Source organism: Dyella psychrodurans (assembly GCF_003363265.1).
GTDB lineage: Bacteria > Pseudomonadota > Gammaproteobacteria > Xanthomonadales > Rhodanobacteraceae > Dyella_B > Dyella_B psychrodurans.
Genome location: NZ_QRBF01000006.1, coordinates 248591 through 274406, shown reverse-complemented (window position 1 = coordinate 274406; position 25816 = coordinate 248591). Strand labels below are relative to the sequence as shown.

Genomic DNA, 25816 nt, shown 5'->3' with positions numbered 1-25816 from the left:
AGCAAAGCAGCGATGCGCCGTCATGCGCTTGCGCACATCACGTCCGCGTCATGACCGTCTCGGTCCACCCGCGAGTGTTCGAGTGCTCAAAACGAGTCACTCGTCGAGCGACCGCGTGCGGATGGGGTTGCCATTTGACCCTGCGTAAACGACAAATCCCTAGAACTAGCAGACCCCATGCACAGGAGCCCCAACCGATGCAGCACAGTCCGTCGCGCAGACGCTTTTGCCAATCCACGCTGGCGCTTCTGGCCGCCGCCACATGGCCAGGCCTTGCCGCGAAGGGGGCGGATGCATCGGGTGCAAGCGTCGAAGGCCGCTGGCGATTGAACCCGCGCAAGCAGCTCGGTGCGATCAGCGAAAGCCTGTACGGCTTCAGCTATGAAACGGCGCAACTGCTCGATCCGCGTTTCTTTTCGGCCGACAACCATGCGCTGATCGCCTTGTTCCGTCAGCTTGGTCCGCATGGCGTGCTGCGCATCGGCGGCAACACCAGCGATTTCACGCTGGGGGGGCCGTATCGGCCGAGTGCGCCGTGGCCGGTGTTGCGCGATTGGCGCGGCAAAGCGGTGCCGCCGATCACGCTCAAACCCGAAGCGCTGCAGCCGCTGGCGGCATTTCTGCGCGCGACGGGCTGGAAGCTCGTCTTCGGCGTCAATCTGAAAATCGATCTGCCCGAGATGGCGGTCGAACTGGCGCGCGCCGTGCAAAACGCGGTGGGTGACGACCTGCTTGCCGTGCAGATCGGCAACGAACCGAACAACTTCTTCAAGACGTACGCGGATTATCACGACCGCTGGCAACGCACCGCCAACGCATTGCGCCAGGCCATGCCCGACCTGCCGATCGCCGGCCCCGACACCGGCGCCAACACCGATTGGGTGCTGGACTTTGCGCACGAGCAAACTGCGCATCCGGTGTTTCTCAGCCGGCACTACTACCGTGGCGGCGCGCCGCACGGCAGCATCAGCGAGTTGCTCTCGCCCGACAACGACTTCTATGCCGAAGTCGCGAGCATCCATGCGCAAAGTGCATTGCCTTTCCGGTTGACAGAAGTGAACTCCTACTACCTGGGTGGCCAGTTGGGCGTGAGCAATACACTCGCGGCGGCGTTGTGGGGCGGCGACTTCATGCTGGCGATGGCAAGTCGTGGTGTAGCGGGCATCCATTTCCACGGCGGTTCCCTGACGGCGGTGGAAACGTCGCTGGGCAACGCCGTGCATCCCAACCTTGGCTCGGCCGATGCGCAGGCTCGACGCGACAGTGTCAGTGCGCGCTATGCACCTATCGCGGGCAACGTGGACGAAGGATTTTCGCCGCTGCCGCTCTACTACGGCATGCTGCTCGCCAGCCGTTTTGCTGGTGCAAATCTGATGGAGAGCGAGTTGCAGACAGGCAACGGCAACGTCACCGCGTATGCGGCGCAGCGCGATCGGCAATGGTTGCTGGCGATCTTCAACAAGGAACAAACGCGCGCATGCCAGATGCGGATCGAAGGCCTGCCGCCGCACGCGAAGCTGGACGTGGTGCGACTTCAGGGACCAGCGCCTGACGATGTCCATCACGTGAGCCTTGGCCGGGACAGCGACGCCATCGCCAGCGGCGATTGGCAGGATCAATCGCAGCAACAGCTCGAGTCGGATGCTCGCGGTGACGCGAACGTGGCTCTGCCTGCCTGTTCGGCCGTGCTTTTACGATTGAAAAGCACTTAGCGCTCGAAACAAGTCGAAGGGACCGTGCGCTTCGATGTCAGCGCGCGGGCGCCCTTTCGATAGACATCGCCAATCAATCTGATCTCGACAATCAATTAGCCATGCCGCGAGCGCATCTCTATCGTTGCGTCTTTCACCACAACCTCGCGGAAAAAATAGATGTCGCTCATCAATACGGAAATCAAACCGTTCAAGGCCACTGCCTACAAGGACGGCAAGTTCATCGACGTGACCGATGCCACCCTCAAGGGCAAGTGGTCCGTGGTGGTGTTCTACCCGGCCGACTTCACCTTCGTCTGCCCCACCGAGCTGGAAGACCTGGCCGATCACTACGCTGAATTCCAGAAGCTGGGCGTGGAAATCTACGGCGTGTCGACCGACACGCACTTCGCGCACAAAGCCTGGCACGACACCTCCGATGCGATCGGCAAGGTGAAGTATCCGCTGGTGGGCGATCCGACCGGCACCATCACGCGCAACTTCGACGTGATGATCGAAGAAGAAGGCCTCGCGCTGCGCGGCACCTTCGTGATCAATCCGGAAGGCCAGATCAAGCTGTGCGAAATCCACGACAACGGCATCGGCCGCGACGCGTCCGAACTGCTGCGCAAGGTCAAGGCCGCGCAATACGTGGCCGCGCATCCGGGCGAAGTGTGCCCGGCCAAGTGGAAGGAAGGCGCGGCCACCCTGAAGCCGTCGCTCGACCTGGTCGGCAAGATCTGATTCACCCGTTCGTCTTGCGGTTCCACCCCGATTTTTGAACCGCATCGGGCCCGTCGCTCCTGTCGGGCCCACCTTTTCCCGCCGCCGCCGCATCCGGTCACACGCCGGTGTCGGCGGCGTGCAACCCGCACACATCGATGGAGCTGTCACCCATGCTGGATACCGAACTCAAAACACAGTTGAAGGCCTATCTCGAGAAGGTCACGCACCCGATCGAACTGGTGGCCTCGCTCGACGATGGTGCTGCGTCGCAGGAACTGCTTTCGCTGCTGAAAGACATCGAGTCCGTGTCCGAGCGCGTGTCGTTGCGCACCAACGGCAACGATGCGCGCAAGCCGTCGTTCGCCATCAATCGCTCGGGCACGGATGTGGGCGTGCGCTTCGCAGGCATCCCGATGGGCCACGAGTTCACATCGCTGGTGCTGGCGCTGCTGCAGGTGGGAGGCCATCCGTCCAAGGCATCGGAGGAAGTGATCGAACAGGTGCGTCACCTGGAAGGCGAGCATGTCTTCGAAACGTTCATGTCCCTGTCGTGCCACAGCTGCCCGGATACGGTGCAGGCGCTCAACCTGATGAGCGTGCTCAATCCCAACATCAAGCACATCGCCATCGACGGTGCGCTGTTTCAGGATGAAGTGAATCAGCGCCAGGTGATGTCGGTGCCCACCGTGTTCCTCAACGGCGAGCCGTTCGACCAGGGCCGCATGACGATCGAACAGATCGCCGCGCGCCTCGACATCGGCGCGGGCCAGCGTGCCGCGGAGAAGATCAAGAACAAGGCTGCCTTCGACGTGCTCGTGGTCGGTGGCGGTCCCGCCGGCGCTTCAGCGGCGATCTACGCCGCGCGCAAAGGCATTCGCACCGGCGTCGCGGCCGAGCGCTTCGGCGGCCAGGTGCTGGACACCATGGCGATCGAAAACTTCATCTCGGTGCCGTACACCGAAGGCCCCAAGCTCGCTTCCGCGCTGGAACAGCATGTGCACGAATACGACGTGGACGTGATGAACCTGCAACGCGCCGAGCAATTGATTCCGGCTACGCAGCCGGGCGGCCTGATCGAAGTGAAGCTGGCCGGCGGCGCATCGCTGAAAGCGAAAACCGTCGTGCTGTCCACCGGCGCGCGCTGGCGCAACATGAACGTGCCGGGCGAGCAGGAATACCGCAACAAGGGCGTGACCTACTGTCCGCATTGCGACGGCCCGCTGTTCAAGGGCAAGCGCGTGGCGGTCATTGGCGGCGGCAATTCGGGCGTGGAAGCGGCCATCGATCTGGCCGGTCTCGTCCAGCACGTCACCCTGCTGGAATTCGACAGCAAGCTGCGCGCCGACGAAGTACTGCAGCGCAAGCTGCGCAGCCTCGCCAATGTCGATGTGATCGTGAACGCGCAAACGACCGAAGTGCTGGGTGACGACAAGAAAGTCACCAGCCTGGCGTACACCGATCGCGCCAGCGGCCAGCACAAGCAGGTGCAGCTCGAGGGTGTATTCGTGCAGATCGGCCTATTGCCGAATACCGAATGGCTCAAGGGCACGCTGAAGCTCTCGCCGCGCGGCGAAATCGAAGTCGACGCGCGCGGCGAAACGTCGATACCCGGCGTCTTCGCGGCGGGCGACGTCACCACCGTGCCGTACAAGCAGATCGTGATTGCCATGGGCGAAGGCGCCAAGGCATCGCTCGGCGCTTTCGACTATCTCATTCGACTGCCTGTCGTGGCTGAAGAAGCGCTCGCGGCCTGATGAAGGAATCGTTCGCTCCGCGACAGGCGCGCGGAGCGAATGCAAGATAATTTTTATGCAGCCTTAGCGCGCACGTCGTTGGCATGTACGGTGAGCCGGTCCGCTTCGTCAAGAAACACAAGTTGCCGTCCAAGACCTCTGTATTCGCACCTGCTGCCATCTCTGTCTAGAACAGATATTTGAGGCTCGCACCGAGGCCATAGTCCGGACTGCCATTGGCGAACCCGCCCAGAACATACGCCTGCAGCCTCAGGTTCTGATTCAGCTTGTGGTTCCAATAGGCGGTGACTTCGCTTTGTTGTCCGCCGTTCGCGGCGATCTTTTCGCGATAGTAGTAATAGGCGCCGAAATCATCGTCGTGACTGAGCTTGTAGCCGAGGCCGACGTTGGCGTTGAAGCCGTTTTTCAGCTGGATGTATGGCGAGCTGCCGTATTTCATCCAGCCCACGCCGCCGAACGCGGTCCAGTTGCCATAGACCTTGTATGTGTCGAGCGAGGCGCCGTAGTCATTTTCGCCGGTGCCCAGTCCCTGGTTGGCGTCCGCGGTGCCGAATTTGATTTTGCCGGTGAGGTCCACGCCGAAGCTATGGTCGTTGCTCTGGAAAACTTCATAGCCCGCAGAGGCAACGATGTCGCCCAGTCCCGATGCGGAACCGGTACCTGAAGCGGTGGTGGTGCCGGCGTTCGCGGCGGCACCGGTGCCATGGCCGTGACCTCGGCCATGCGGGTTGGTGTTGTTGACCCGGCCAACGCCCGGGATCACGTTGCCGGCGCCGCTGATGCCGATGTAGGGCACTACCAGCTTGAAGGTCCAGCGATCCATGTTGTAGGTCGCCGTGAGCGGGACGGACCAGATGTCCGTGGTGGTGTCGGTGCCATATTTGCCGCTGGTGTAATCCACGCCGGCAGCAAGGCTGAACTGGTCTTCGCTCGCCCCTGAGGCATGTGCTGCGGTGGTGCCGAGCAGCAGGCCGGCGGTGATCATCCAAAATGGCTTCTTCGACATCGGGAATTGTCCTGTGTACATGCGCAAGGAGACACGCAGCCCGGCGACGGGCCGGGCTGCGTGCCGTAGATAGAAGATTTACTTAGCCGCCGGGACGGCCGGCGTGGTCCGGGCGATCGGGACGCTCCGGACGATCAGGGACATCGGCACGCTCGGGACGCTGTGCGATATCCGGTTTGTTCACGTCATGATCGGGATGCGCCATGTTCACATGGCTTGCGATCTCAACGCGCGCCACTTGTACGTGCGCATGCTTTTCGGCGGCCGAATCCGCGCCCGTCTTCGGTGAACGCATCAGCTCACCGAGCTTGAAACCGAGCTTGTTTGAAATCTGTCCCCAGCCTTCGCCCGCGGCGCGCGCCGCGAGCACGCCCTGCAACGAAACGGTGGTGCCGTTGGCGAGAACCAACGTGCCGCCGTTCAAAGCCGCGGCCAATTCCGCCGAGGTCGGGGCGGTAATACCCTGCTGGGCAAGGCTTGCCTGGGCCAGCGACAGCGCAATGCGCACGTTGCCGTAACCAAGTTTGCCCGTATCCGGCGTAAACGTGGTCGTGGTCGTTGCGCCCGTGCTGGACGTGCTTGTCAAGGTAATGGGTGAGCCGTTGCGCAACCCATCCACCAGCGCTTGGGCGTTGGTCGTGGAACCGGCCAGGCCAGTGAATTCATTCGTAAGCCGTGACGTTTCATGCGTGCCGGTCGACGTACTGGTGGTCGTCGTGGTGGTGGTGCTTGTCTGTGCGTAAAGAGGCACAGCCGAGGCCGACGCGACAACGATGCTGGCGCAGATCAATCGAAGCGAAAGGCGATGAGTACGCATAACCGTCTCCCAGAATGGGTGTATGGATCCCTGTTGGTGTGCAAGCAGGTGGTTCCATCACACGTCCACGGCCTTGAGATACGGCTTGCCGTTTGGACTTCGCTGGGCACATGAAGAGTGTTCGCGATGAGGGGCGCTCAACACAAGTCAACCCGATAGTGTAGTTAAGTAATGGTTCGGTTTGCCATGTGCGCCAGAGCACAAATTGCAAAACTTGCCCCGGACTGACGACATTTGTACGGCCAGTTCGCTCCTTGAGGAGATGGCATTGATAGTGATTGGCATGCGTTGACTGATCCAGATGCGAAGTCAGTTTGCTCCATATTCTTTATAGGGAGTCCTTACGAAGTGCCGTCCTTGGCAAAGTCGGAGTGCCTGGGGACGGCCTGATTTTCGATCTAAGGTGGACGAAGTTGCCGTCTGATGTCCATCTTGGAGACGCCTGCATGGACACCGAGGGCTCACTATCAGGTAAAGGAAAGCCGCGCCTGCAACGGCGCGGCTTTTTTATCGGTCAAGTCCGCATCAGAACGCTTTTATGCAGCTGCCACACAACGGTTGCGTCCGGAGCGTTTGGCTTCGTAGAGCGCATCGTCGGCGCGCCTCAGCCATTGGGACAGCGTTTCCCCCTCACGCCACGCCGCCACGCCGATACCGGCCGTCACGGGAATGGCATGGTCGTCGTGAAAGATGGTATTCGCGGCCAGCGCTTCGCGAATGCGCTCCGCCACGCCCATCCCGTGTTCGAGCGTGCTGTTGGGCAGGCACACCAGGAGTTCTTCCCCACCGTAGCGACCCACCACGTCGCCTTCGCGACAATGTTGAATGATGGTCTTGCAGGCGACGCGAATCACCTGGTCGCCCGCAAGATGTCCGCAGGTATCGTTCACCTGCTTGAAATAGTCCAGGTCGAGCAGCGCGACGCACGCGTTCCCGTCGTCCGCCATCCGGCGAACGCCTTCCGCCATTTCGAGCAGGCGACGGCGATTGAATACGCCCGTCAATTCGTCGGTGCTGGCCAACGCGTACATATGTTCGCTATGCGAAGGCGTAACGGATCCAGCTGCAAGATGGAGTGCCTTCCGTGGCTTTCATCAAGTACCTTCTGCATGGACGGTGCAGTGACCGTTTCAGCATCGATCCGATGCTAACCCACAAGGAGAGGCCATGAAAATGCGTATTGGTATTGTCACCCTGGTATTGATGTCGTTGCCGCTGCTGGCCCACGCATCGTGCGACACCGTGAAATCCAGCATCGATGCCAAGATCAAGGCGAACGGCGTAACCAACTACACCCTGGATGTCATCGCCGCGGATCAGGCCGACAAGAACGGTGGCAAGGTCGTCGGACAGTGCGAAAGCAACAAGGCCATCGTCTATACGCGTGGACAGGGCGCGGCGAGCGACGACAGCACAGGCGGCAAATCGAAGCAGACGCCGGCTGCCACCGACAAGCCGGCACCGGCATCCAGCTCATCCGGCGGTCAATGAAGACCGAGACTGCGTACGCTGAAAAGCATACGGGTCTTGCGATGAAGGGATCAGTGTGCACGACACATTGATCCCCTTTTTGTCGCATACACATCCGCAGCCATATCCGCCACAAACACCAAACCACAAGATCGATCAACTGCATGAAATTGGAAGTGGTCAATGAGCCGACGGCCGAGGATCGCGCAGCGATAGCGGCACCTCTCGTCATCTACAACCGCGATCATGGCCCACCGGCAGACGCAAAGCCTTTGGCGCTGCTTCTAAAGGACAATGACGGCCAAACGGTCGGCGGGCTCTGGGGCAAGACCGTGTACGACTGGATGTACGTGGAACTGCTCGCAGTCCCCGAATCCATGCGTGGCAAAGGAATGGGCGCTGCTTTGATGCGAGCGGCGGAGGACGTCGCCATAGCGCGCGGCTGCATTGGCGCCTGGCTCGACACTTTCGCCTTTCAGGCTCGACCGTTTTACGAAAAACTCGGTTACTCCATCTTTGGTGAGCTTGCCGATCATCCGAGGGGTGGTTCTCGTTACTTCTTACATAAGAAGTTTTAATAAACGAGCTATCTTTTTCGAATGTTGTCTTTGCTTTCGATCGATGGCAAATCTTTAATTCAAGAAGATCAATACGTTTTGATGTTAAGGAGCAGATCATGCCCGGCGACTTCACCAGAGCGGATGTCAAAGCCCACGCGTGTTCCTACATCTTGCTCAGTCTGCTGCAGCGAATGGATCAGAAGGAACCTGGTCTGATTGGCGATCTTCTTGCAGGCGCGAAGGGAGACTTTGAAGCTTCGCAGTCGCAGAACGATTTGCCGCCTCCCGTTTCGATGATCTTCCAGGAAGCCATTGCCATGTTGACGCGCGCCAGCGCGTATAAGCAGAACACGGAGGATCGCCATGCGGCACTCGGCGATACAGCCGAAGAGTGAAATCACTGATGGGGGTTCCCATGGTCACTAAAACAGCGTCCTGCTTTTGTGGGCAACTCCGGATCGAGGTTCAAGGCGAAACCCTGGGTGTCGGCGTTTGTCATTGTCTCGCCTGTCAGCGGCGAACCGGCAGCGTGTTCGCAACGCTCGCGGGTTTTGCCGCGCCCTTTGCCGTTCACGGCACGGCGACGGAATTCGTCCGCACGGGCGACGAGGGGTCTTCATACCGTTTCAGGTTTTGCCCCGTCTGCGGAAGTACGGTGTTTCACACGGAAGAAGGCAACGACAAGTACGTCATGGTGGCGGTGGGAGCGTTTGCCGATCCGGATTTCCCGGCGCCGCAGGATTCCGTCTACGAGTGCCGCAGGCACAAGTGGGTGCAACTCCCCGAGGACGTCGTGCGCTTCGACAAAAATCCGACCTGACGTCGCCGGTAGCGAGATTTCGTCCCGCGATGGAATGCATCGTGCGAGGATGCACGTGTTGCCGCTGTCGCCTGGGTCAACCCAAGCGTTGATCGGTCAACGCTGCTCCTGGATGCATGGCGGCGCATCGAGCCGACGGAATCAGGGCGAACGCGCCTCGGATTCCTTCGTGACCGTCGTGCATCCTGCGCGACGGTTTCGCTTGACCTCATCCTGCTACATGACCCGCGGCGATGCGGCGCGCAGGCCGACGCGAATACGTTCCATCACTCCTTTATCGGCCTTGGCCGAGTGCACGGCATAAGCCGAATAGGAGAACTCCGGGCTGTCGGGTACGAGCGCAAGGCGTCCATCTTCGAGATACGGATGCACGAAGCCTTGGCGAAAATAGCCGCTTCCGCCCTTGGCCAGGATGTAATCGAGCGCCAGCGGCCCATAGCTGATCGACACGACCGGGTTCGGCTGATCCGGGAAGGCGGCCTGATAGCTGGCGGCGAACGCATCGCCCCAATCGATGCGAACGTGATCTTCAGGACGAAGCGGATGTCCGAGATCGGTCGAAGTGGTACTGACCATCACCAGCTTCTCTTCAAACAACAACTCCGCAATCACGCCCGGGCGCTGCGGAGCGGCGTACACGATGGCCACATCCAGCAAGCCTTCCTGCACGCGATCCACCAATCGTTCGGCATCGTCGATCTGCGCGTTGACGGCAAACTCAGGACAGGCATCCCGAACCCACAGCAGCCAGTCGCGCAGAAAGGGGTCCCAAAGGCTGAGTTCTGCGCCCACCGTTACCGCCATCTCGCGCCCTGGCGGCAGCGCAACCGATTTGCGCGCCCGCTCCCATACCTGGACCATGGTGGCGGCGAAGCGCAGGAATTGCTCTCCCGCTGCCGTAAGTCGCGCGCCGGCCTTGTTGCGCACGAACAAGGGGCGGTCGAGTTGTTCTTCCAGCACCCGAATGCGTGCGCTCACGGCGGTTTGGGTGAGATTGAGATTGGAGGCGGCGCTGACAAAACTGCCCGTCTTGACGATCTCCAGGAAAGTGCGCGCGGCGCTGATGTCCATCTATCAAACTTTTATTCTTGAATGCCCGATCAATTCTATTATTTTCTGGCATTTCTTTCTGAATACTTGCGCCGTGCGGCGTATCCGTAGCCTTTTAGGCGCAGTTTTATTGCTGACAGCCAGCAATATTTTGATCTGAGCCCGGCGGGACTTATCGGGCACAATACCGCCCGCTCACCCATCGGCGGCCAGCACCGCTACCGCTGTACCCGGTTCTACTCCCCCGAACTTTCATCCCGTTCCGCTCATGTCCGCCATCACCCGGGCGGCGTCCTTGCCGCGCTCGCTGTTCCTGTTCGATCCGCAAAAGTTGCTGTTTTCCCTGAGCAGCTTCATCGCTGCAGCCATCACCCTCGGCATCGCGTTCGAAGCCAGCCTGCCTCGTCCGTGGTGGGCGTTGCTGACGGTTTACGTGACGGCCCAGCCGATGGCGGGAGCGTTCCGGCCGAAAATTCTCTATCGCCTGGGCGGAATTCTGACGGGTGCGACGGTCTCCATCCTGGTCGTTCCCAATCTCCAGCACGCACCGGAGCTGCTGGTGCTTTGCATGGCAGGCTGGACGGGACTTTGCATTTACCTCGCCGTGCTCGACCGGACACCGCGTGCATTCCTGTTCCAGATGGCGGCCTTCAGTTCGGCCGTCATCAGCTTTCCGTATCTGGACGATCCGGCCGACGTCTTCACCACCACGATATCCCGCGTCGAGGAAATGACGGTAGCGATCGTCAGCGTCAGCCTGGTGCACGGATTGCTGCAGCCGTGGAGCGTGACGCCGGTGATCCATCATCGCGCGCTCGCGTTCCTTGCCGACGCCGCGCGATGGACACGCGATGCGCTGGGGCAACGTCACACCCGGCTCGAATACGAGCATCGACGCAAGCTCGCCGCGGACATCGCCGAACTGGGCATGATGGCCATCCATCTGCCATTCGACCAGCGCCCTGCCAGTGCCGGCAGAAAGCGGGTGCTGGATTTGCAAAAACAGCTGGCCACCATACTGCCGCTCGCATCGGCCACGGCAAACAGACTGGACATGCTTAGTGCCGGGGCACCGCTGGAACCTGCACTGGCGCAGCTGATCGACGACACGCGTGCGTGGTTGGCGAAGCCTCCGCAGGAACAACAAGCGCTCGGCCATGAGTTGGCCATCCGTTGCCGCACACTGGCCGTACAGCGAAGCGCACCGCCGTCATGGCGCGATTTGTTGATCGCCAGCCTCTGCATGCGCATGGCTGAATTTGTGGAAGCGCATGTCGAAGGCTGCCGGCTTGTGCAGCAGATGGGCAGCACCCCCGCGCAGCGTGATGCGAAACGCGCGCGAAAGACACGCGAGAAGTCCTTTCCGCTGGCACGCGACCACGGCCTGGCGATGTTGGCAGGCCTTGCGACCGCAACCGCCATCATCCTGTATTGCGCGGTATGGATTCTGCTCGCATGGCCCAATGGTTCGGCGACCGCCGCATTTGCCGCACTGATCACATGCTCTTTCGCCACGCAGGACGACCCGGCACCGGTGCTTGGACGTTATCTCGGTGCAACCTTGTTGACCTTTCCGCTGGCTGCGTTCTATCTCTTTGCGGTGTTGCCTCGTGTCGACGGCTACATGATGCTGGTCGTCACGCTGGCACCGGCACTGTTGTCGATCGGTTACATTCAGGCGAGCCCGTCGCTGTCCGCGCGCGCGCTGCCGATGTTTTCCTGCTTGATCGTCGCGCTGGGTTTTCTCGACCGTTTTCTGGCCGACTTCGCAACGTTCATCAATGTCGGCCTGGCGCAGGTGGGCGGCATCATCGCGACCCTCGCCGTGGCCAAGCTGTTCCGCTCGGTCAATGTGCGCTGGACAGTCCGGCGCATGGTGCGCAACAACTGGATCGAGATCGGCCAGATGGCGGCACCCGCACGCCCGTTCCGGGCAGCGCAGTGGACCGGCAAGGCGATCGACCGCCTCGGCCAGATCGCAGCGCGCATGGCCGTGGCCGAAGGCGATGATGTTCTGCATGCAGCCGATGGATTGGCGGACCTGCGCATCGGCCGCAACGTCATTGCCATCCGACGCGCACTTTCGACGGTGCCCGCACCCACGCAAGCCGCGTTGCGCGACGTACTGGATGGAATCTCCGCGTTGTTCCAGTTGCGCGGCCGCAAGGGCGTACTACTGCCGGCGCCCGTTTCGCTACAGGCAGGTATCGACAGGGCGATGGCCGCCATGTGCACGGATAAGCGGCTGGACCCGACGCATCCGGCGCTGCTCGCTCTCGTAGGCATGCGTTGCAACCTCTTTCCCGCTGCGCCATCTCCGAGGATGACTCGCGATGTTTGAAGAGTTGCATCTTTTCGGCGTGTATCTGCCGGCGGCACTGGTATGGGCAGTCATCGCGGGTGTCATGGCGCATGCGCTGCGCGGGCTATTTCAGCGCTGGTCGTGGTCCAGCGTGTTCGGACATGCCGGGGTGTGGGAGCTCGCGCTTTTCGCGCTGCTGTGGTGGGGGCTTACCGCGGGTGCCGATGTGTTTTTCAACTATGGATAAAGTCGTGATCAAACGCTGGACCATGAGGATGGTGCGTACGCTCTGCACGGCGTCGGCGATCGCCGCGCTGCTGTTTGCCGTCCGCGCCTTGTGGCTGCGCTATCAGGTCGAGCCGGTGACGCGCGACGGCAAGGTGGTTGCGGACGTGGTGCCGGTCGCCACCGATGTGGCCGGACTGATCACGCAAGTGTGCGTGCACGACAATCAGGTCGTGCAGAAAGGCCAGGTGCTGCTGGTGATCGACCCGTCGCGCTACACGCTGGCGTTGCAACAGGCGCAGGCCGATGTCGGCAACCTGCGCGCTGCGCTTGCTCAGGCCATTCGCGAAGATCGGCGCAACCGCTCGATGACGAATGTCGTGGCGAGCGAGGCGATCGAGCAGGGGCAAACGAAGGTGGAGCAATTGCGCATGGCGGTGGCGCAGGCGATCGCGGCGCGTGACCTGGCGCAGCTCAATCTGGACCGAACCGTCATCCGGGCGCCGGTGAGCGGGCAGGTGGCCAACATGACGCTGCAACCAGGCATTTATCTCACGGTGGGCAAGTCCGCGCTGGCCTTGGTCGATACACCGTCGATGCGCGTGGAGGGATATTTCGAAGAGACCAAGCTGCAGCGGATTCACATCGGCGACCCGGTCAGCGTTCATCTGATGGGTGTATCAGGCGAGATTCGCGGTTGCGTCGAAAGCATTGCATCCGCTATCGAAGACCGTGAGCGCACGGGAGACATCGCAAAACTCGCCGACGTCAATCCAGCGTTCACCTGGGTGCGGCTGGCGCAGCGCATACCGGTGCGCGTTGCGATCGACAGCGTACCGTCCGATATTCGCCTGGTACCCGGTCAGACAGCCACCGTGGTGGTGCATTCGTCCAGCGCACCGAAGGATGGGCTGCCGTGGTAACGCTTCGGAACGCATGGGTCGTGTGCGCATGTATCGCTACCGCCGGTTGCGCAGCGGTCGGTCCCGACTACCATGTTCCCGCGCAGGCGGCCGTCAATATGCCCGCGGCACAAGGTCGCTTCGTCTCCACTTCCACGGGAACAACTGCCTCGGCGCTGCCGGACAAGTGGTGGAAGCTTTACGACGATCCGGTGCTCGATCGGCTGATTGCACAAACGCTTGCCGCGAACACCCAGCTTCGCTTCGCCGAGGCCAATCTCCAATATAGCGATGCCTTGCGCACCGAGGCAGATTCGCAGCACTTCTCGGGTGAGGTAGATGCGGCAACCGCATGGACGCATCCCTCCGAAGAGGCGGTATTGAAGCGCGTCGGCGTCACGCCGTATCAGAATTACAACGGCGGCCTGTCGGTCAGCTACGATCTGGATTTGTTTGGTGCGATTCGCCGGGGCGAAGAGGCCGCCAGTGCAAACGACGAAGCCGCTGCTGCCGCACGCGACCTGGTACGCATCAATGCGGTTGCCGAAACAGCGCGCGCCTACGCCGACGATTGCAACGCGGGACACGAGATCTCGCTCATGCGTCAGCGAATCGCTGTCGAGCAGGATTATGTTCGACTTACCCAGTTATCGGTTGCCCATGGACGTGCCTCGCCTGTCGAAACGGCGCGGCAACAGGACGTCATGGCAACCGTGCAGGCACAGTTGCCGTCGCTGGAGGCGGCGCAGCGCAACGCGGCGTTCCGCCTGGCAACGCTTGCAGGACAGCCACCGGCACAATTCGATCGCACGCTTCTGGCATGTCGCACGCCTTTGCGCCTGAACCGGGTGCTTCCCGTGGGCGATGGGCAGGACATGCTCAAGCGGCGGCCCGACGTGCGCGCAGCGGAACGGCGCCTGGCAGCGGCAACCGCGCGAATCGGTGTCGCGACGGCGGCGTTGTATCCGGACATCAAGTTCGGCGTGTCCGTCGGTTCCACCGGCAAGGCAGCCGATGCATTGACCGGATATACCAATCGCTTCGCCGTCGGTCCGGCCGTCAGTTGGAATGTGAATCGGAACGTCGTGCGTGCGCACATCGAGCAAGCCAACGCGCAAAGCCAGGCAAGCCTCGCGGCTTTCGATGGCACGGTACTGAATGCGCTGCGCGAAGTCGAAACATCGCTGGACAACTATGCGGCCGACCTGGACAGACAGGACCAGCTGCAGGTCGCGCGCGACAGTGCGGCGCGTCGTGCCTCGCAGATGGAAGCGTTGCAAAAGGGCGGACGAATCGACAGTCTGACCATGCTGGCGGCAGAGCGCGATCGTTGGGCGGCCGAGCAGGCGCTCGCCGCCGGGCAAGCCGTGCTCAATCGCGATCAGATCGATATCTTCCTTGCACTGGGCGGCGGCTGGCAGTAGTTCCCGTCGCCTGGGCAGATGTCGATCTGCCGCGCGCTCGTTCGTCGTTCACAGGCACGGTCTGGACGCTGGGCCAGACTAACCGTCAGGCCCGATGGCCCGGGCGCGCCCCGAACATCCTGCATGGGAACATCACAAGGGAGCCAAGAGATGACGAAAAAAAACCGCTGTTTCAGCTATTTGCTCGCATCCTGCACGCTCGCTGCGCTGGTTTTCGGCGGCGCTGCCTCCGCGCAGCAATCGCCGCACAGTTACCCCAGCATGGCACCGCTTTCCCAGTACCTGATGACCGATCGGGCCGCGGAAATCGCGTTGGCGCGAAGTGCCGCGCCTGCGGCGATCTCCGACCGTGCCACGGTCCTGGTCCTCCAGTCGCATGGCTACGTGACGGCCGTGCAAGGCACGAATGGCTTTGTATGCGTGGTCGAGCGGGGATGGATGTCGCCCTTCGATGCGCCGCAGTTCTGGAATCCGAAACTGCGTGGGCCCATTTGCTTCAACCCGGAGGCCGTCAAATCGATTCTGCCCATCACGTATAAGAGGACGGCTCTGGTGCTCAGCGGGCAGACCAGGGAGGAAATCAAAAAGGACATCGAGGAGGCATACGCCACCAAACAACTGCCGCCGCTGGAGCCCGGCGCGATGTCGTACATGATGTCCAAGCAGGGGTATCTCGACGACCAGTACGGACACTGGATGTCGCACTTGATGTTCTACACCGCCACGAATGTGGATTGGGGCGCCGACAAGACCGGGTCGCCCGTGTTGTTGAATCCGCAATTTCATGGCGCGCCCGAACCGGTCAACGTGTTGATGGTGACCGTCGGCAAATGGTCCGATGGAACCGCCGCGCCAAGCATGTAGGTAGTGAACCCGCTCGACGGAACCGGACATCGGCATGCGGCCGATGTCTTGTTTCGGTCCGGCGCGTCCACGTTGCAAGATGATTCAGCGGCGCATTCTTCGCGATAGATCTTGCGTCCGACAAGGTGACTCTTAGACACCTTTATTTCATAAACGTCGCGCACGGCCATGGGAGTGTCGCCAAAATAGCGACGGCCGGATGCACAAGGAACCATGTGCGTAGGAGCCCTGCCGCCGAGGTGGCATAATCGGCCGGCAGTCAGGGGGTAAGAGCGCATGGTCTCGACAGGGGAGCACATTGCACTGAGTCCTGTGCTTATCGTCGAAGACGATGAGCGGACACAGGCGCGCCTTGTTCACTTGCTGCGGGAGCTGGTCGGCACGACCGGCGACATCGCGGTGGCGGATACCGTCGCGGATGCCAAGGCTCTCGTGTTGAGCTTGAAGCCGCGCTTCGCGTTGGTCGACATCGGTTTGCCCGATGGCAACGGTCTTGAACTGATCGACTGGGTCGAGCGGCACCATCCCGATACGACGACGGTCGCGATCTCGGCGTGGGGACATGAAGAAGTCGTGCTGGCGGCGCTGCGCGCCGGGGCTGTCGGCTATCTGATGAAGGAACGCGACGACGCCGAACTTCGCGCGGCCTTGCAAAGCATTCGTCGTGGCGGCGCACTGATCGATCCCCTCATCGCGCGCCGCATTCTTGCGCATGTGACATTCACCTCCAAAGAGGACGCTGCGCCGCCTGTCTCTCCGGTCGAGTCGTCGACCAGGAGCGACACGTCGCTTTCGGAACGCGAATCGGAGATCCTGCAGTTCGTCGCGCGTGGTTTCAGCAATCGCGAAATCGCCGATCTCGCCGGCCTTTCGCGCTTTACCATCGAGGGCTATACCAAGAGCATCTACCGCAAGCTGGCGGTGAGCTCGCGTACTGCCGCGGTATTCGAGGCCAAGGCCCTGGGGTTGCTGTAAACATGCGTGTGATATTCGCTCTGTTGCTCGCCTGCATGATGCTGGCCCCTGCGGTCGCCGCCGGTCAGACATTGTCGACGTCCAGTGCAACCATCGAGCTGCGGTCCGCCGAGGCGGCGCCTGCCGACTGGCACTCCGAGGCGCCGCCGGTCGACGGTTGGACACCCGTCAAGCTGATGGATTTGTGGGATGCTCGCTGGCCGCGTCACGACGGCGTGGTGTGGTATCGGCTGCACTGGAACCAGGCGAGCGCCGATCAGCCGGCGGGCCTGCTCGTCGATTACGTCAATTCGGCGTATGCGCTCTACGTCAACGGCAGTCTGATTTACAGCGACACGCATTTAACCGAACCGCTTTCGCGCAGGTGGATCCGGCCGCAATATTTCTTGCTCGACAAGCCGCTGCTTCGCCCGGGACAAAACACGTTGCTGGTGCGCGTATCGGGATTGGCCGCCTACCAGCCGGGACTCGGCACCGTCACGGTCGGAAATCCCGCCTCGGTGCAGGCGCAGCAACGCCGTGGCGAATTCTGGCGCTACAACGTGCAGTTGTTCGATCAATCCGTCAGCCTCGTGTTCGGCGGACTATTCCTTATCCTTTGGCTGTTGCGGCGCAAGGATGCCTACTATGGCTGGTACGCGCTGTGCACCGTGTTCTGGTCGCTGTACTCGTTCAATTTTGTCGCCTCCAGCCCGTGGCCATTCGACAACACCGATGTCTGGGAGGCCCTCAACGCGGCGTTCTATGTCATATCGACGGTAACGTTCGCGATATTTCTGCTCCGCTACGCGGGCTACCAATGGCGACGTACCGAGCGAATCATGCTGATGCTTTGCATGGCACTATTTGTGTTTGCGCTGCTATGTCCCCAGTGGACAGGGCGCTATCGCGCTGTGCCCATTGTCTTCGGTTGCAGCACGTACTATGCGTCCATCTTCGGGTTCATGGGCTATGCGCTAAGGCATCCACGCGCAGACTACTACGCGCTGGCCGGCAGCCTGTTGATTCCCTTGGTCGTATCCGCGCATGACATGCTGTTGTTTCTAAGCGTCATTCACAGCGACAACTATCTGCTGGCGGTAACTTCGCCGCTTACGATCATCGGCATGGGTTCCGCGCTCGCTTATCGTTTCGCGGTGGCCATGCGGCGGGCGGAAAACTTCAACGCAGAGCTGCAGCGAGAAGTGAGCGCAGCGACGCATCAGTTGGCGGAAACGCTGAAGCGCGAGCACGACCTGGCCTTGAACAACGTCCGCATCGGCGAGCGCCTCAATCTCGTTCGCGACCTGCACGACGGCTTTGGCGGCAGCCTGCTCGCGGCCATTTCCACGCTGGAAGATCCGCGCCGCCGGCCCGACCCCGCGCAAGTCGTCACCACCCTGAAAGAGTTGCGGGACGATCTGCGCCTGATCATCGATACGACGACGCATGAGCGCGATACCGATCTGACCGGACTGATCGCGCCTTTGCGGCATCGCTGGAGTCAACGCTTTGAGGCGATCGCCATCGACAGCCAGTGGACGGTGGAAGGCGTGGAAGACCTGAGCCTGGGTGACATGCGCGTGCTGGAGTTGCTGCGATTTCTGCAGGAAGCCTTGACCAACGTGCTCAAGCACAGCAGTGCATCGCTGGTGCATGTGCGCATTCGGCGCGAGGGCGAACGTTTGAGCGTGGACGTGCACGATGACGGACGAGGTTTCGATCCAGGCAATCTGACCACGCGGGGTGCAGGGTTGCCGAGCCTGCGCGTTCGTGCCGGCCGACTCGGAGCCACCTTGCGGATAACGTCATCGCCGGGAGACGGCACGCGCCTGAGCTTCGACGCGCCGCTGTCCCCGGTCGCCTAGAACTGCTTCTTCACGCCGAGCTGGATGCTCTGGTCGTGCGCATGCGGCATCAGCATGTACTCGTATTCGGTGGTGATCAGCAGGTTGTTCCATAGCTGCAGGTCGCCACCGAAAGCCGCCTGCACACTGGTGCCGCTCGCCGAATACGGATTCGTCAACACATTCCAGGAGCCTGCCGACGGCACGAACGCATAGCTCAGCGTGGTGTCGCTGGTTCCCTGGAAATCGTGACCGACCTCCAGGCGTGCATGCGGTATGAGCAGCGCATCGCGCCACGGGATCTTGCCGCTTGCACGGACGCCCGCGATCGCCTGCGACGTGCGTATCGTCTGCGTGCCATAGGTCAGTGCGTCGGCGGCATCGCCGCTTTCCGAATAGCTGTCGAGCGAAGACAGGGACCAGGCCAGCCGTCCGTAAGGCGACATCGTCCATGCACCGGTCTGGTATTCGTAGCCGGCCGTGAGCGACGCAAACCACTGGTTGCCGTTGCGATGACCCAGGAGATCGGTGCCACTGTCGGCTGCAAAGCGGTTGCTGTCGAAACTCAGCCCACCACCGCCCAGCACACCGTCGACGTACACATGTGCAGCCGGTTGATAGCTGCCGTAGATGGCGGCGCTATAACCCTGCGCCACGCTGCGCGTGCCGTCGTTGCCGATGTCGCTGTTGTCGTGGTTGTAGCCGACACTGATGCCGATCAATGCGTGCTGGCCGATGCGCTGATCAACGCCGGTGTTCACGGCGATGTTGTCCGAATCGAAGCCTGCGGCCTGCCGATACGCATCGAATGCGCCGAAGTTGGCCGTGCCGTCGATCCATACGCCCAGGCCCGAAGACGTCTGCGCGTTGGTCGTGCGTGGTTTGCCTTGGGATGTCGTGTCTGCAGAAATCGGCGCATCACCGCTGCTTTCGCCAGCGCCGATACCGGGACGCGCGTCGGCGAATGACGATGCACTGCCGGGAGCCGGTGCGCGCGTGCCATTCGTGTTCGCGCCGGCGGTTGCTTGCAGCGGTTTGCCATCCAGACTGATGGACAGGTTGTCGCTGAAGCGCGCCGTTCCGTTTCCATCATGCAAGCTGTCCAGGCGGCTTTGAATATTGCCGAGCTGGCTCTGCGCGAAACGTTCGGCCTGCATCGCCTGTGCTTCAACCAGGCCAAGCACATCCGGATTCCGCGATGGATCGGGCTGGTTGCTCACCAGCACCAACACATCTTCTGTCTGAGATTGTCCATTGGATGCAATGAGTACCGTGGTGATCTGCACCAGGCCGTGGAACGTTGTCGCGGGTGTGAATGTCAGCGCGGCGGGTTGGCTCACTGTGACGCTGCCTGCGCTGGCAGGCGACAACCCCAGCACGGCCGACGACACATAACTGCCGGGCGCGCCGCCGGCCAGGTTCACCGATACGGGCGTGCCCGGCTGCGTCGTGACGGTTTGGCTCAAGCCTGCGGCGCTGCCCGCTGCGGTGATCGTCACGGTAATGGTGCCAGGTGTCGACGCGCCGAAATGATTGCTCAACTGATAAGTGAAAGTGTCTGTGCCCACAAAACCGGCCGCAGGCGTGTAGAGGATCTGCTCGCCGCTGGCGGTGGCGGTTCCATGCGCCGGCTGCGTCGCCACATTGACGCCGGTCAGGGGCTGGGTGCCGTTGAACTCGGCAGCCGCATCGATTAGTACGGATGTTCCTTTCGTCGTGGATACGGAGAGTGCCGCCGCGGTCGGTGTGTTCAGCGGCGTCACGGTGATCGTGATCGTCGCGGGCGCCGAATTTCCAGCCGGATTCGTTGCCGTATAAGTAAGCGTATCGGTCCCGCCGTAGAACGTCGCGGATGGCGTGTACGTGATCGTTTCGCCCGACACACTCGCCGTGCCGTGGCTTGGAGTGCTGGCGACGATGACGCCGGTAACGTCTGTTCCCGCAATGACACTCGCCAGATTGATGCTCGTTGCCGTGTTGTACGCTGTCGTCACCGATTTCGCAGCCGCCTCAGGTACGGGCACCACACCTACCGTTACCGTGACGGTTGCCGGGGACGACGTGCCGCTCGGATTGATGGCGGCGTAAGTGAAACTGTCGGTGCCACCATAGAACGTTGCGGATGGCGTGTACGTGATCGTTTCGCCCGACACACTTACTGTGCCGTGACTTGGAGTGCTGGCGACGGTGACGCCGGTGACGTCTGTTCCCGCAATGACACTCGCCAGATCGATGCTCGTTGCCGTGTTGTATGGTGTCGTCACCGATTTCGCAGCAGCCGAAGGTACGGGCACCGCACCCACCGTTACCGTGATGGTTGCCGGAGACGACGTGCCGCTCGGATTGGTGGCGGTGTAAGTGAAATTGTCGCTGCCGCCGTAGAACGTCGCAGACGGTGTGTACGTGATCGTTTCGCCCGACACACTCACCGTGCCATGGCTCGGATTACTGGCGACGTTGACGGTGGTGACATCGGTACCCGAAATGGCGCTCGTCAGATTGATGCTCGTTGCCGTGTTATACGGGGTCGTCGCCGACCTGCCGGCAACCGTGGGGACCGCCACCGCACCCACCGTTACGGTAACCGTCGCAGGCGAAGAGGTTCCGCCTGCATTCGTTGCCGTATACGTAAATGTATCGGCGCCGCCGTAGAACGTGGCGGAGGGTGTGTAAGTCACCGACTCGCCCGACACGCTCACCGTGCCGTGACTCGGATTTCCGGCGATGTTGACGGCAGTGATACCCGCTCCGGAAATCGCACTCGCCAGATTGATATTTGTCGCCGTGTTGTAGGGCGTTGTTGCCGAAGCTGCAGCCGTAGTCGGCGCCGGGGGTGGATTGACCGTGATCGTCACCGTGGCGGGTGACGACGTGCCGCCCAGGTTCGTCGCGGTATAGGTGAAGCTATCCGTGCCGCCGTAGAAGGTCGACGAAGGGGTATAGGTCACCGTCTCGCCGGAAACGCTCGTTGTGCCGTGGCTCGGATTGCTCGCGACATTGACCGCCGTGATATTCGCCCCGGAAATCGCGCTTGCCAGATTGACGCTGGTCGCCGTGTTGTAGGCCGTCGTTGCCGACGTGGCTGCAACGGTGGGCGCGGGTGGCGGACTGACGGTGATCGTCACCGTGGCGGGCGCTGAAGTACCGGCAGCATTGCTGGCTGTGTAGGTAAAACTGTCGGTTCCCGAATAGCCCGCGGCCGGCGAATAGGTGATCGAGGTACCGGAGGCTCTTGCCGTGCCATGCGCAGCCGCACTGGCCACCGCCACGGAGGTGGCGCTTCCGCTGATATTCAAGGGAACAGCGTTGTTGCTGCTGCCGAACGCCACGCTCGTGCTTGCGGCATTTGCAGTGGGCGCGGCGAACGTGAACGACCCGCCGGTGTAGGTGCCCGCGTCGGTGACCACGGTGATAGTCACCGTGCCCGAACCGTTGGGCACCGTTGCATTGATGATCGGAGTGGCGCCATAGCTGACGGTGAACGCGGTGGCCGGCGTGGCACCAAAAAGTACCTGCGAGGCGCCCCAGAAACCGGAACCGGAAATGACGACGGAACTGCCGGCAGTCGCCGAAGACGGACTGACACCCGATATCGTGGCACCGGCGGATGTGCAGGTAATGCTGTACGTAGTCGGGCTGCCAAGGTTGTTGGTGAGGTTATCGGCTCCCGCCCCCGAATTATTCTCGCTGCCGGAGACGGTATTGCCGTTGGCCGACATTTGCAGGAAAGAGCCCCCGTAGAAAACCTGGCCCGGTGTAGTCAACGTTACAAGGTCGCCTTGATTGACCTGCTGGCTGTTGGTCAGCAGTTGGACGTATCCGTAACCGGGGATGGTGCCGGATAGCCCATTGAGCGCCTGGCATCCCGGCGAAGCCTGCGCCAGGCCGGGCAAGCCCAACATGCCCAACAGCACGAGCGAGGTCAGCCCACGCCGAACCCGCCGTGCCCCGATACCGCACATGGCGCCCATATCTCTGCCCCTGAATTCCCAGGGCTGTGATTGTGTTCGCGGCAAATCAGGCAGGCACCCCCGATTTCGGGGGTAGGCGGCTGCTGCAACTCGTGTTGAGTGCTATACGAGATGAGACAGGGACGGGAAAATGCGTGACGAGCTCAGGCGTTTTGACGGGATGCGGTACTCGCGGCATGGTTCGCCGCGACAGGCGTCGCGATGTGGTCCAGCGCATCCATCGCATCGCCGGGCAGGATCAGATCGGCGGCGGCAAGATTCTCGTTGAGATGCGTCATGGACGATGTGCCGGGAATGAGCAGCACATTCGGCGAGCGGCGCAGCAACCACGCAATCGCTACCTGCATGGGTGTCGCACCGAGGCGTCGCGCAACATCCGACAAGGTCGAGGATTGCAGCGGCGTGAATCCGCCAAGCGGAAAGTACGGCACATAGGCGATGCCGTCGCGCGCCAAATGATCGATCAAGGCATCGTCGTCCCGGTGCGCCAGGTTGTAATGATTTTGCACGCACGCGATCGTGCAGATCTTTTGCCCTTCCGCGACTTGCGATGGCGTCACGTTGCTCAAACCGATATGACGAACCAATCCCTGCCGCTGCAGGTCGGCCAGTATCGTGAGCGGTGCTTCGATGGAACCCTCGGCAGGTCCGTGAGGATTGAGCATGATGCGCAGGTTGACGACGTCGAGCACATCCACGCCAAGGTTGCGCAAATTGTCGTGCACGGCGCGCGTAAGTTCTTCGCGCGAAAAAGCTGGAATCCACGATTTGTCATCGCCGCGTCGTGCGCCGATCTTGGTGACGATGAGCAGATCGTCCGGATACGGCGCGAGCGCTTCGCGGATCAGTTGATTGGTGACGTGCGGGCCGTAAAAGTCGCTGGTATCGATATGGTTCACGCCGGACGCCACGGCTGCGCGCAGCACGGCCAACGCCCCGGCGCGATCTTTCGGCGGGCCGAACACGCCAGGTCCTGCAAGCTGCATGGCGCCATAGCCAAGCCGCCTCACAGTGCGGTTGCCCAAGGTGAAGACGTCGGAATGGAGGATAAGGGACATTGCTGATCTCCTGTTTGCCTGGCGCAAAGCCTAGACGTTGTCGGTCCACAGGATAAGAGCGCACAATCCGCACGACCTGTGCGAAATATCGAACAATGAACGTCGATCTGAGCGATTTGAACGCCTTCATGGCGGTGGCCAGGGCCGGCGGCTTTCGCGACGCCGCGCGGGCAGGCGGCATGAGCCCTTCCGGATTGAGCGAAGCAGTGCGCCGATTGGAAACTCAACTCGGCGTGCGGCTGCTCAATCGCACCACGCGCAGCGTGGTGCCGACCGAGGCAGGCAAGCGTTTGCTCGATCGCCTGGCTCCCGCTTTGGCCGAAGTGGAATCGGCGCTCGACGTCGTGAACACCGCTCGCGACAAGCCGATCGGCACCTTGCGGCTCAACGTGCCCGTCAGCGCGGCGCGCCTGGTGTTGCCCGCCATCCTTCCAGGTTTCCTCGCGGCTTATCCCGAAGTGCAGGTGGAAATCATTGCCGAAGACAGCTTCGTCGATGTCTTCGCATCAGGCTGCGATGCAGGCATCCGCTACGACGAACGCCTGGAACAGGACATGATCGCGGTGCCGATCGGGCCACGCGTTCAACGCTTCGCGGCAGCAGCAGCGCCCGCCTATCTCGATCGCCACGGACGACCCCGGCATCCGCAAGACTTGTTGTCGCACGCATGCATCCGAGGCCGTTTCAGCAGCGGGATGATCAACGCGTGGGAATTCGAACGCGACGGAGAATCGGTGAAGCTGGAACCTTCCGGGCCTTTGATCGTACGCGTCGGCGCGGCAACCGAACTTGGCGTCGAGGTGGCGGTGGCAGGGGCGGGCATCGTTTACCTGTTCGAGGATTGGCTGCGTCCCTATTTCGATCGCGGCGAACTCGAACCTGTTCTGGAGCCGTGGTGGCCGCGCTTCAGCGGGCCGTATCTCTACTTTCCCAGCCGCCGGCTCATGCCTGCGCCGTTGCGGGCATTCGTTGATTTCATCAAGGCATCAGAGGTCGATTGAACTTTGAAACGCCGGTCGAACGATTCCAACCATGTGTTGCATCAATCGCGTTGACAGAAGCTCAACGCCGGCGCAATAAAAAACCCGCGAGGGGGCCCGCGGGTTTTTCAGTTCATCCATCTCTACGTTGCTTCGCGGGGAGGGGAGGCCCGGCTAGGCGGTGGGACTGATGTCTCTCGACATGGATTAACTATACCGCACAGTTTGTTAATTGGTTGTAAGTGGTCTCGCAGCCCTTTGCCGCCCCGCCGGGGCATAGTTGTATAGTCATTTAGATCGTGACAAATTGCCGGCTGGACTGGTAGCTCATGTGCCGCCGGGGAGGGCCGCGATGGATATCCTGAGTTGGATCCGCGATCAGCTGACTGGCTTTTTCAGCCTGGGGCCTTTGCTGCAAGTGATCGCCTCCGGCGACTACCGGAGGCTATTGACGGTAGACGGCTTCGGCAGCCTGATCGCGCCAGTCATTCCGTTGTTGTTGGTATTCGAACTCGCGCGCGGCATCGTGCTGCGTCGGACCAGGCGCGAGGATTACCAAGTCCCGCTGCTGACGATGGTGCTGAACCGCTTCATCGGCGCCTTTCTCACCATTGCCATGGTCGGCATCTGCATCGGCCTGTTCAACCGTTTTGCCCCATTCCAGGCCGGGCTCACTTGGTACGGGCTGCTCTATGGCTACGTAGCATGGGAGCTTGCACATTTTGTGTATCACTTTCTGGCACACAAAGTACGCCTGCTGTGGTGCCTGCATGCCACCCACCATGCGCCGGTGGCGATGAATCTGTCGGTGAACTTTGCGCACATCTTCCTCGAAGGCACCTATGCCGACTTTGTGCGTACAAGCATCTGCATGCTGCTGGGAGTGAGTCCGCCCCTCCTGATCCTGATCATGATCATTGACGGGTTCTGGGGATCGTTCATCCATCTCGGCGAGAACGTGCTGCCGCAGGGAAAACTGGGTGTGTTGTTTCGTGTCGTGCTGACGCCCTCGCATCATCGCGTTCATCACGCGCGCAACGTGCTCTACATGGACACCAATTTCTGCAACCTGCTGCCGATCTGGGATCGCATCTTCGGCACTTATATGGAAGTGCATAAGGATATCCAGATCGAATACGGCATCACCCGGCCGGTAAAACCTTACAGCGTTCTTGATGCCTACCTGGGCGAATTCTGGTTGCTAGGCCGAGACGTATGGCGCGCGCCGGGGATACGCAACAAGCTGCTGTACCTGCTTATGCCCCCAGGTTGGAGCCACGACGGCAACCATCACACCGCCAAGGCTGCCAAGGATGCGTTGCGGACGCAGCAGATATCGGAAACGGAGCCCGGTTCACTTATCGGCGGCCAAACTTGATGTCCGCGTTTGACCCC

General features: G+C 61.4%; 22 protein-coding genes. 16 read left to right on the top strand and 6 right to left on the bottom strand.

What is annotated here, in order from left to right; translation table 11 throughout:
* The first annotated feature begins 197 nt into the window (after window positions 1–197).
* From DWU99_RS16520 to ahpF, 3 genes are all read left to right on the top strand, one after another.
* Window positions 198–1712: a glycoside hydrolase family protein gene (locus DWU99_RS16520; RefSeq protein WP_115479165.1), complete on the top strand. Its 1515-nt coding sequence runs from the start codon at window positions 198–200 to the stop codon at window positions 1710–1712.
* Window positions 1713–1871: 159 nt separating this feature from the next.
* Entirely contained in the window at window positions 1872–2435 is a 564-nt protein-coding gene (ahpC, locus tag DWU99_RS16515) for an alkyl hydroperoxide reductase subunit C (RefSeq protein WP_115479164.1), read from the top strand.
* Between the two features lie 152 nt (window positions 2436–2587).
* Window positions 2588–4171 (top strand): alkyl hydroperoxide reductase subunit F, encoded by a 1584-nt coding sequence (ahpF, locus tag DWU99_RS16510; RefSeq protein WP_115479163.1) that lies wholly within the window; start codon window positions 2588–2590, stop codon window positions 4169–4171.
* Between the two features lie 166 nt (window positions 4172–4337).
* Here ahpF and DWU99_RS16505 read toward each other — a convergent pair whose 3' ends face one another.
* The 3 genes from DWU99_RS16505 to DWU99_RS16495 all read right to left on the bottom strand — a co-directional run bounded on the left by DWU99_RS16505 (window position 4338) and on the right by DWU99_RS16495 (window position 7025).
* A complete protein-coding gene (locus DWU99_RS16505; protein WP_115479162.1) occupies window positions 4338–5177 on the bottom strand; it encodes a transporter in 840 nt (279 codons plus the stop codon).
* 82 nt (window positions 5178–5259) lie between these two features.
* Window positions 5260–5994 carry a hypothetical protein gene (locus tag DWU99_RS16500; protein ID WP_115479161.1) on the bottom strand — a complete coding sequence of 245 codons (735 nt, stop codon included), beginning with the start codon at window positions 5992–5994 and terminating at the stop codon, window positions 5260–5262.
* 536 nt (window positions 5995–6530) lie between these two features.
* Window positions 6531–7025 (bottom strand): GGDEF domain-containing protein, encoded by a 495-nt coding sequence (locus DWU99_RS16495; RefSeq protein WP_115479160.1) that lies wholly within the window; start codon window positions 7023–7025, stop codon window positions 6531–6533.
* A 136-nt stretch (window positions 7026–7161) separates the two neighbouring features.
* Between DWU99_RS16495 and DWU99_RS16490 the strand changes: the two genes are divergently transcribed.
* The 4 genes from DWU99_RS16490 to DWU99_RS16475 all read left to right on the top strand — a co-directional run bounded on the left by DWU99_RS16490 (window position 7162) and on the right by DWU99_RS16475 (window position 8844).
* Window positions 7162–7485, top strand: a complete 324-nt coding sequence (locus DWU99_RS16490; RefSeq protein ID WP_115479159.1) for a DUF1161 domain-containing protein — start codon at window positions 7162–7164, stop codon at window positions 7483–7485.
* 143 nt (window positions 7486–7628) lie between these two features.
* Window positions 7629–8042, top strand: a complete 414-nt coding sequence (locus tag DWU99_RS16485; protein ID WP_199535828.1) for a GNAT family N-acetyltransferase — start codon at window positions 7629–7631, stop codon at window positions 8040–8042.
* A 98-nt stretch (window positions 8043–8140) separates the two neighbouring features.
* The gene (locus DWU99_RS16480; RefSeq protein ID WP_115479158.1) at window positions 8141–8419 is read left to right on the top strand and encodes a hypothetical protein; all 279 of its coding nucleotides are present in this window, start codon (window positions 8141–8143) and stop codon (window positions 8417–8419) included.
* Complete coding sequence (locus DWU99_RS16475; protein ID WP_325048477.1) at window positions 8416–8844, top strand: GFA family protein; 429 nt, start codon at window positions 8416–8418, stop codon at window positions 8842–8844. The genes DWU99_RS16480 and DWU99_RS16475 overlap by 4 nt, the downstream gene beginning before the upstream one ends.
* Window positions 8845–9060: 216 nt before the next feature.
* Here the strand turns inward: DWU99_RS16475 and DWU99_RS16470 are convergent, their stop codons facing one another.
* Window positions 9061–9915, bottom strand: coding sequence for a LysR family transcriptional regulator (locus tag DWU99_RS16470; protein WP_115479157.1), 855 nt, complete (start codon window positions 9913–9915; stop codon window positions 9061–9063).
* A 247-nt stretch (window positions 9916–10162) separates the two neighbouring features.
* On the opposite strand from DWU99_RS16470, the gene DWU99_RS16465 reads away from it, so the two are divergent.
* The 7 genes from DWU99_RS16465 to DWU99_RS16435 all read left to right on the top strand — a co-directional run bounded on the left by DWU99_RS16465 (window position 10163) and on the right by DWU99_RS16435 (window position 18433).
* Window positions 10163–12235: an FUSC family protein gene (locus tag DWU99_RS16465; protein ID WP_115479156.1), complete on the top strand. Its 2073-nt coding sequence runs from the start codon at window positions 10163–10165 to the stop codon at window positions 12233–12235.
* A complete protein-coding gene (locus DWU99_RS16460; RefSeq protein WP_115479155.1) occupies window positions 12228–12443 on the top strand; it encodes a DUF1656 domain-containing protein in 216 nt (71 codons plus the stop codon). The genes DWU99_RS16465 and DWU99_RS16460 overlap by 8 nt, the downstream gene beginning before the upstream one ends.
* Before the next feature lie 4 nt (window positions 12444–12447).
* The gene (locus tag DWU99_RS16455) at window positions 12448–13344 is read left to right on the top strand and encodes an efflux RND transporter periplasmic adaptor subunit (protein WP_199535827.1); all 897 of its coding nucleotides are present in this window, start codon (window positions 12448–12450) and stop codon (window positions 13342–13344) included.
* Window positions 13338–14747 (top strand): efflux transporter outer membrane subunit, encoded by a 1410-nt coding sequence (locus DWU99_RS16450; RefSeq protein WP_115479154.1) that lies wholly within the window; start codon window positions 13338–13340, stop codon window positions 14745–14747. The genes DWU99_RS16455 and DWU99_RS16450 overlap by 7 nt, the downstream gene beginning before the upstream one ends.
* 150 nt (window positions 14748–14897) lie before the next feature.
* The gene (locus tag DWU99_RS16445) at window positions 14898–15611 is read left to right on the top strand and encodes a hypothetical protein (RefSeq protein ID WP_233511186.1); all 714 of its coding nucleotides are present in this window, start codon (window positions 14898–14900) and stop codon (window positions 15609–15611) included.
* A gap of 276 nt (window positions 15612–15887) precedes the next feature.
* Window positions 15888–16586: a response regulator transcription factor gene (locus DWU99_RS16440; RefSeq protein ID WP_115479153.1), complete on the top strand. Its 699-nt coding sequence runs from the start codon at window positions 15888–15890 to the stop codon at window positions 16584–16586.
* Window positions 16587–16588: 2 nt separating this feature from the next.
* Complete coding sequence (locus DWU99_RS16435) at window positions 16589–18433, top strand: sensor histidine kinase (protein WP_115479152.1); 1845 nt, start codon at window positions 16589–16591, stop codon at window positions 18431–18433.
* Here the strand turns inward: DWU99_RS16435 and DWU99_RS16430 are convergent.
* A complete protein-coding gene (locus DWU99_RS16430; RefSeq protein ID WP_158543323.1) occupies window positions 18430–22314 on the bottom strand; it encodes an Ig-like domain-containing protein in 3885 nt (1294 codons plus the stop codon). The two genes, DWU99_RS16435 and DWU99_RS16430, sit on opposite strands and share 4 nt — an antisense overlap.
* Window positions 22315–22526: 212 nt before the next feature.
* Window positions 22527–23441, bottom strand: coding sequence for an aldo/keto reductase family oxidoreductase (locus tag DWU99_RS16425; RefSeq protein ID WP_115479150.1), 915 nt, complete (start codon window positions 23439–23441; stop codon window positions 22527–22529).
* Between the two features lie 116 nt (window positions 23442–23557).
* Here DWU99_RS16425 and DWU99_RS16420 point away from each other — a divergent pair, with 116 nt between their 5' ends.
* Window positions 23558–24442: a LysR family transcriptional regulator gene (locus DWU99_RS16420; protein WP_199535836.1), complete on the top strand. Its 885-nt coding sequence runs from the start codon at window positions 23558–23560 to the stop codon at window positions 24440–24442.
* Window positions 24443–24773: 331 nt separating this feature from the next.
* Window positions 24774–25799, top strand: a complete 1026-nt coding sequence (locus DWU99_RS16415; RefSeq protein WP_115479148.1) for a sterol desaturase family protein — start codon at window positions 24774–24776, stop codon at window positions 25797–25799.
* Window positions 25800–25816 lie beyond the last annotated feature (17 nt).

Bases quoted from the DNA above. Each gene is read 5' to 3' on its own strand.
- DWU99_RS16480 (WP_115479158.1), top strand. From the start codon at position 8,141: ATGCCCGGCGACTTCACCAGAGCGGATGTCAAAGCCCACGCGTGTTCC.
- ahpC (WP_115479164.1), top strand. From the start codon at position 1,872: ATGTCGCTCATCAATACGGAAATCAAACCGTTCAAGGCCACTGCCTAC.
- DWU99_RS16490 (WP_115479159.1), top strand. From the start codon at position 7,162: ATGAAAATGCGTATTGGTATTGTCACCCTGGTATTGATGTCGTTGCCG.
- DWU99_RS16460 (WP_115479155.1), top strand. From the start codon at position 12,228: ATGTTTGAAGAGTTGCATCTTTTCGGCGTGTATCTGCCGGCGGCACTG.
- DWU99_RS16435 (WP_115479152.1), top strand. From the start codon at position 16,589: ATGCGTGTGATATTCGCTCTGTTGCTCGCCTGCATGATGCTGGCCCCT.
- DWU99_RS16430 (WP_158543323.1), bottom strand. From the start codon at position 22,314: ATGTTGGGCTTGCCCGGCCTGGCGCAGGCTTCGCCGGGATGCCAGGCG.
- DWU99_RS16465 (WP_115479156.1), top strand. From the start codon at position 10,163: ATGTCCGCCATCACCCGGGCGGCGTCCTTGCCGCGCTCGCTGTTCCTG.
- DWU99_RS16440 (WP_115479153.1), top strand. From the start codon at position 15,888: ATGGTCTCGACAGGGGAGCACATTGCACTGAGTCCTGTGCTTATCGTC.
- DWU99_RS16505 (WP_115479162.1), bottom strand. From the start codon at position 5,177: ATGTCGAAGAAGCCATTTTGGATGATCACCGCCGGCCTGCTGCTCGGC.
- DWU99_RS16445 (WP_233511186.1), top strand. From the start codon at position 14,898: ATGACGAAAAAAAACCGCTGTTTCAGCTATTTGCTCGCATCCTGCACG.
- DWU99_RS16470 (WP_115479157.1), bottom strand. From the start codon at position 9,915: ATGGACATCAGCGCCGCGCGCACTTTCCTGGAGATCGTCAAGACGGGC.
- DWU99_RS16520 (WP_115479165.1), top strand. From the start codon at position 198: ATGCAGCACAGTCCGTCGCGCAGACGCTTTTGCCAATCCACGCTGGCG.
- DWU99_RS16415 (WP_115479148.1), top strand. From the start codon at position 24,774: ATGGATATCCTGAGTTGGATCCGCGATCAGCTGACTGGCTTTTTCAGC.
- ahpF (WP_115479163.1), top strand. From the start codon at position 2,588: ATGCTGGATACCGAACTCAAAACACAGTTGAAGGCCTATCTCGAGAAG.
- DWU99_RS16500 (WP_115479161.1), bottom strand. From the start codon at position 5,994: ATGCGTACTCATCGCCTTTCGCTTCGATTGATCTGCGCCAGCATCGTT.
- DWU99_RS16425 (WP_115479150.1), bottom strand. From the start codon at position 23,441: ATGTCCCTTATCCTCCATTCCGACGTCTTCACCTTGGGCAACCGCACT.
- DWU99_RS16495 (WP_115479160.1), bottom strand. From the start codon at position 7,025: ATGTACGCGTTGGCCAGCACCGACGAATTGACGGGCGTATTCAATCGC.
- DWU99_RS16485 (WP_199535828.1), top strand. From the start codon at position 7,629: ATGAAATTGGAAGTGGTCAATGAGCCGACGGCCGAGGATCGCGCAGCG.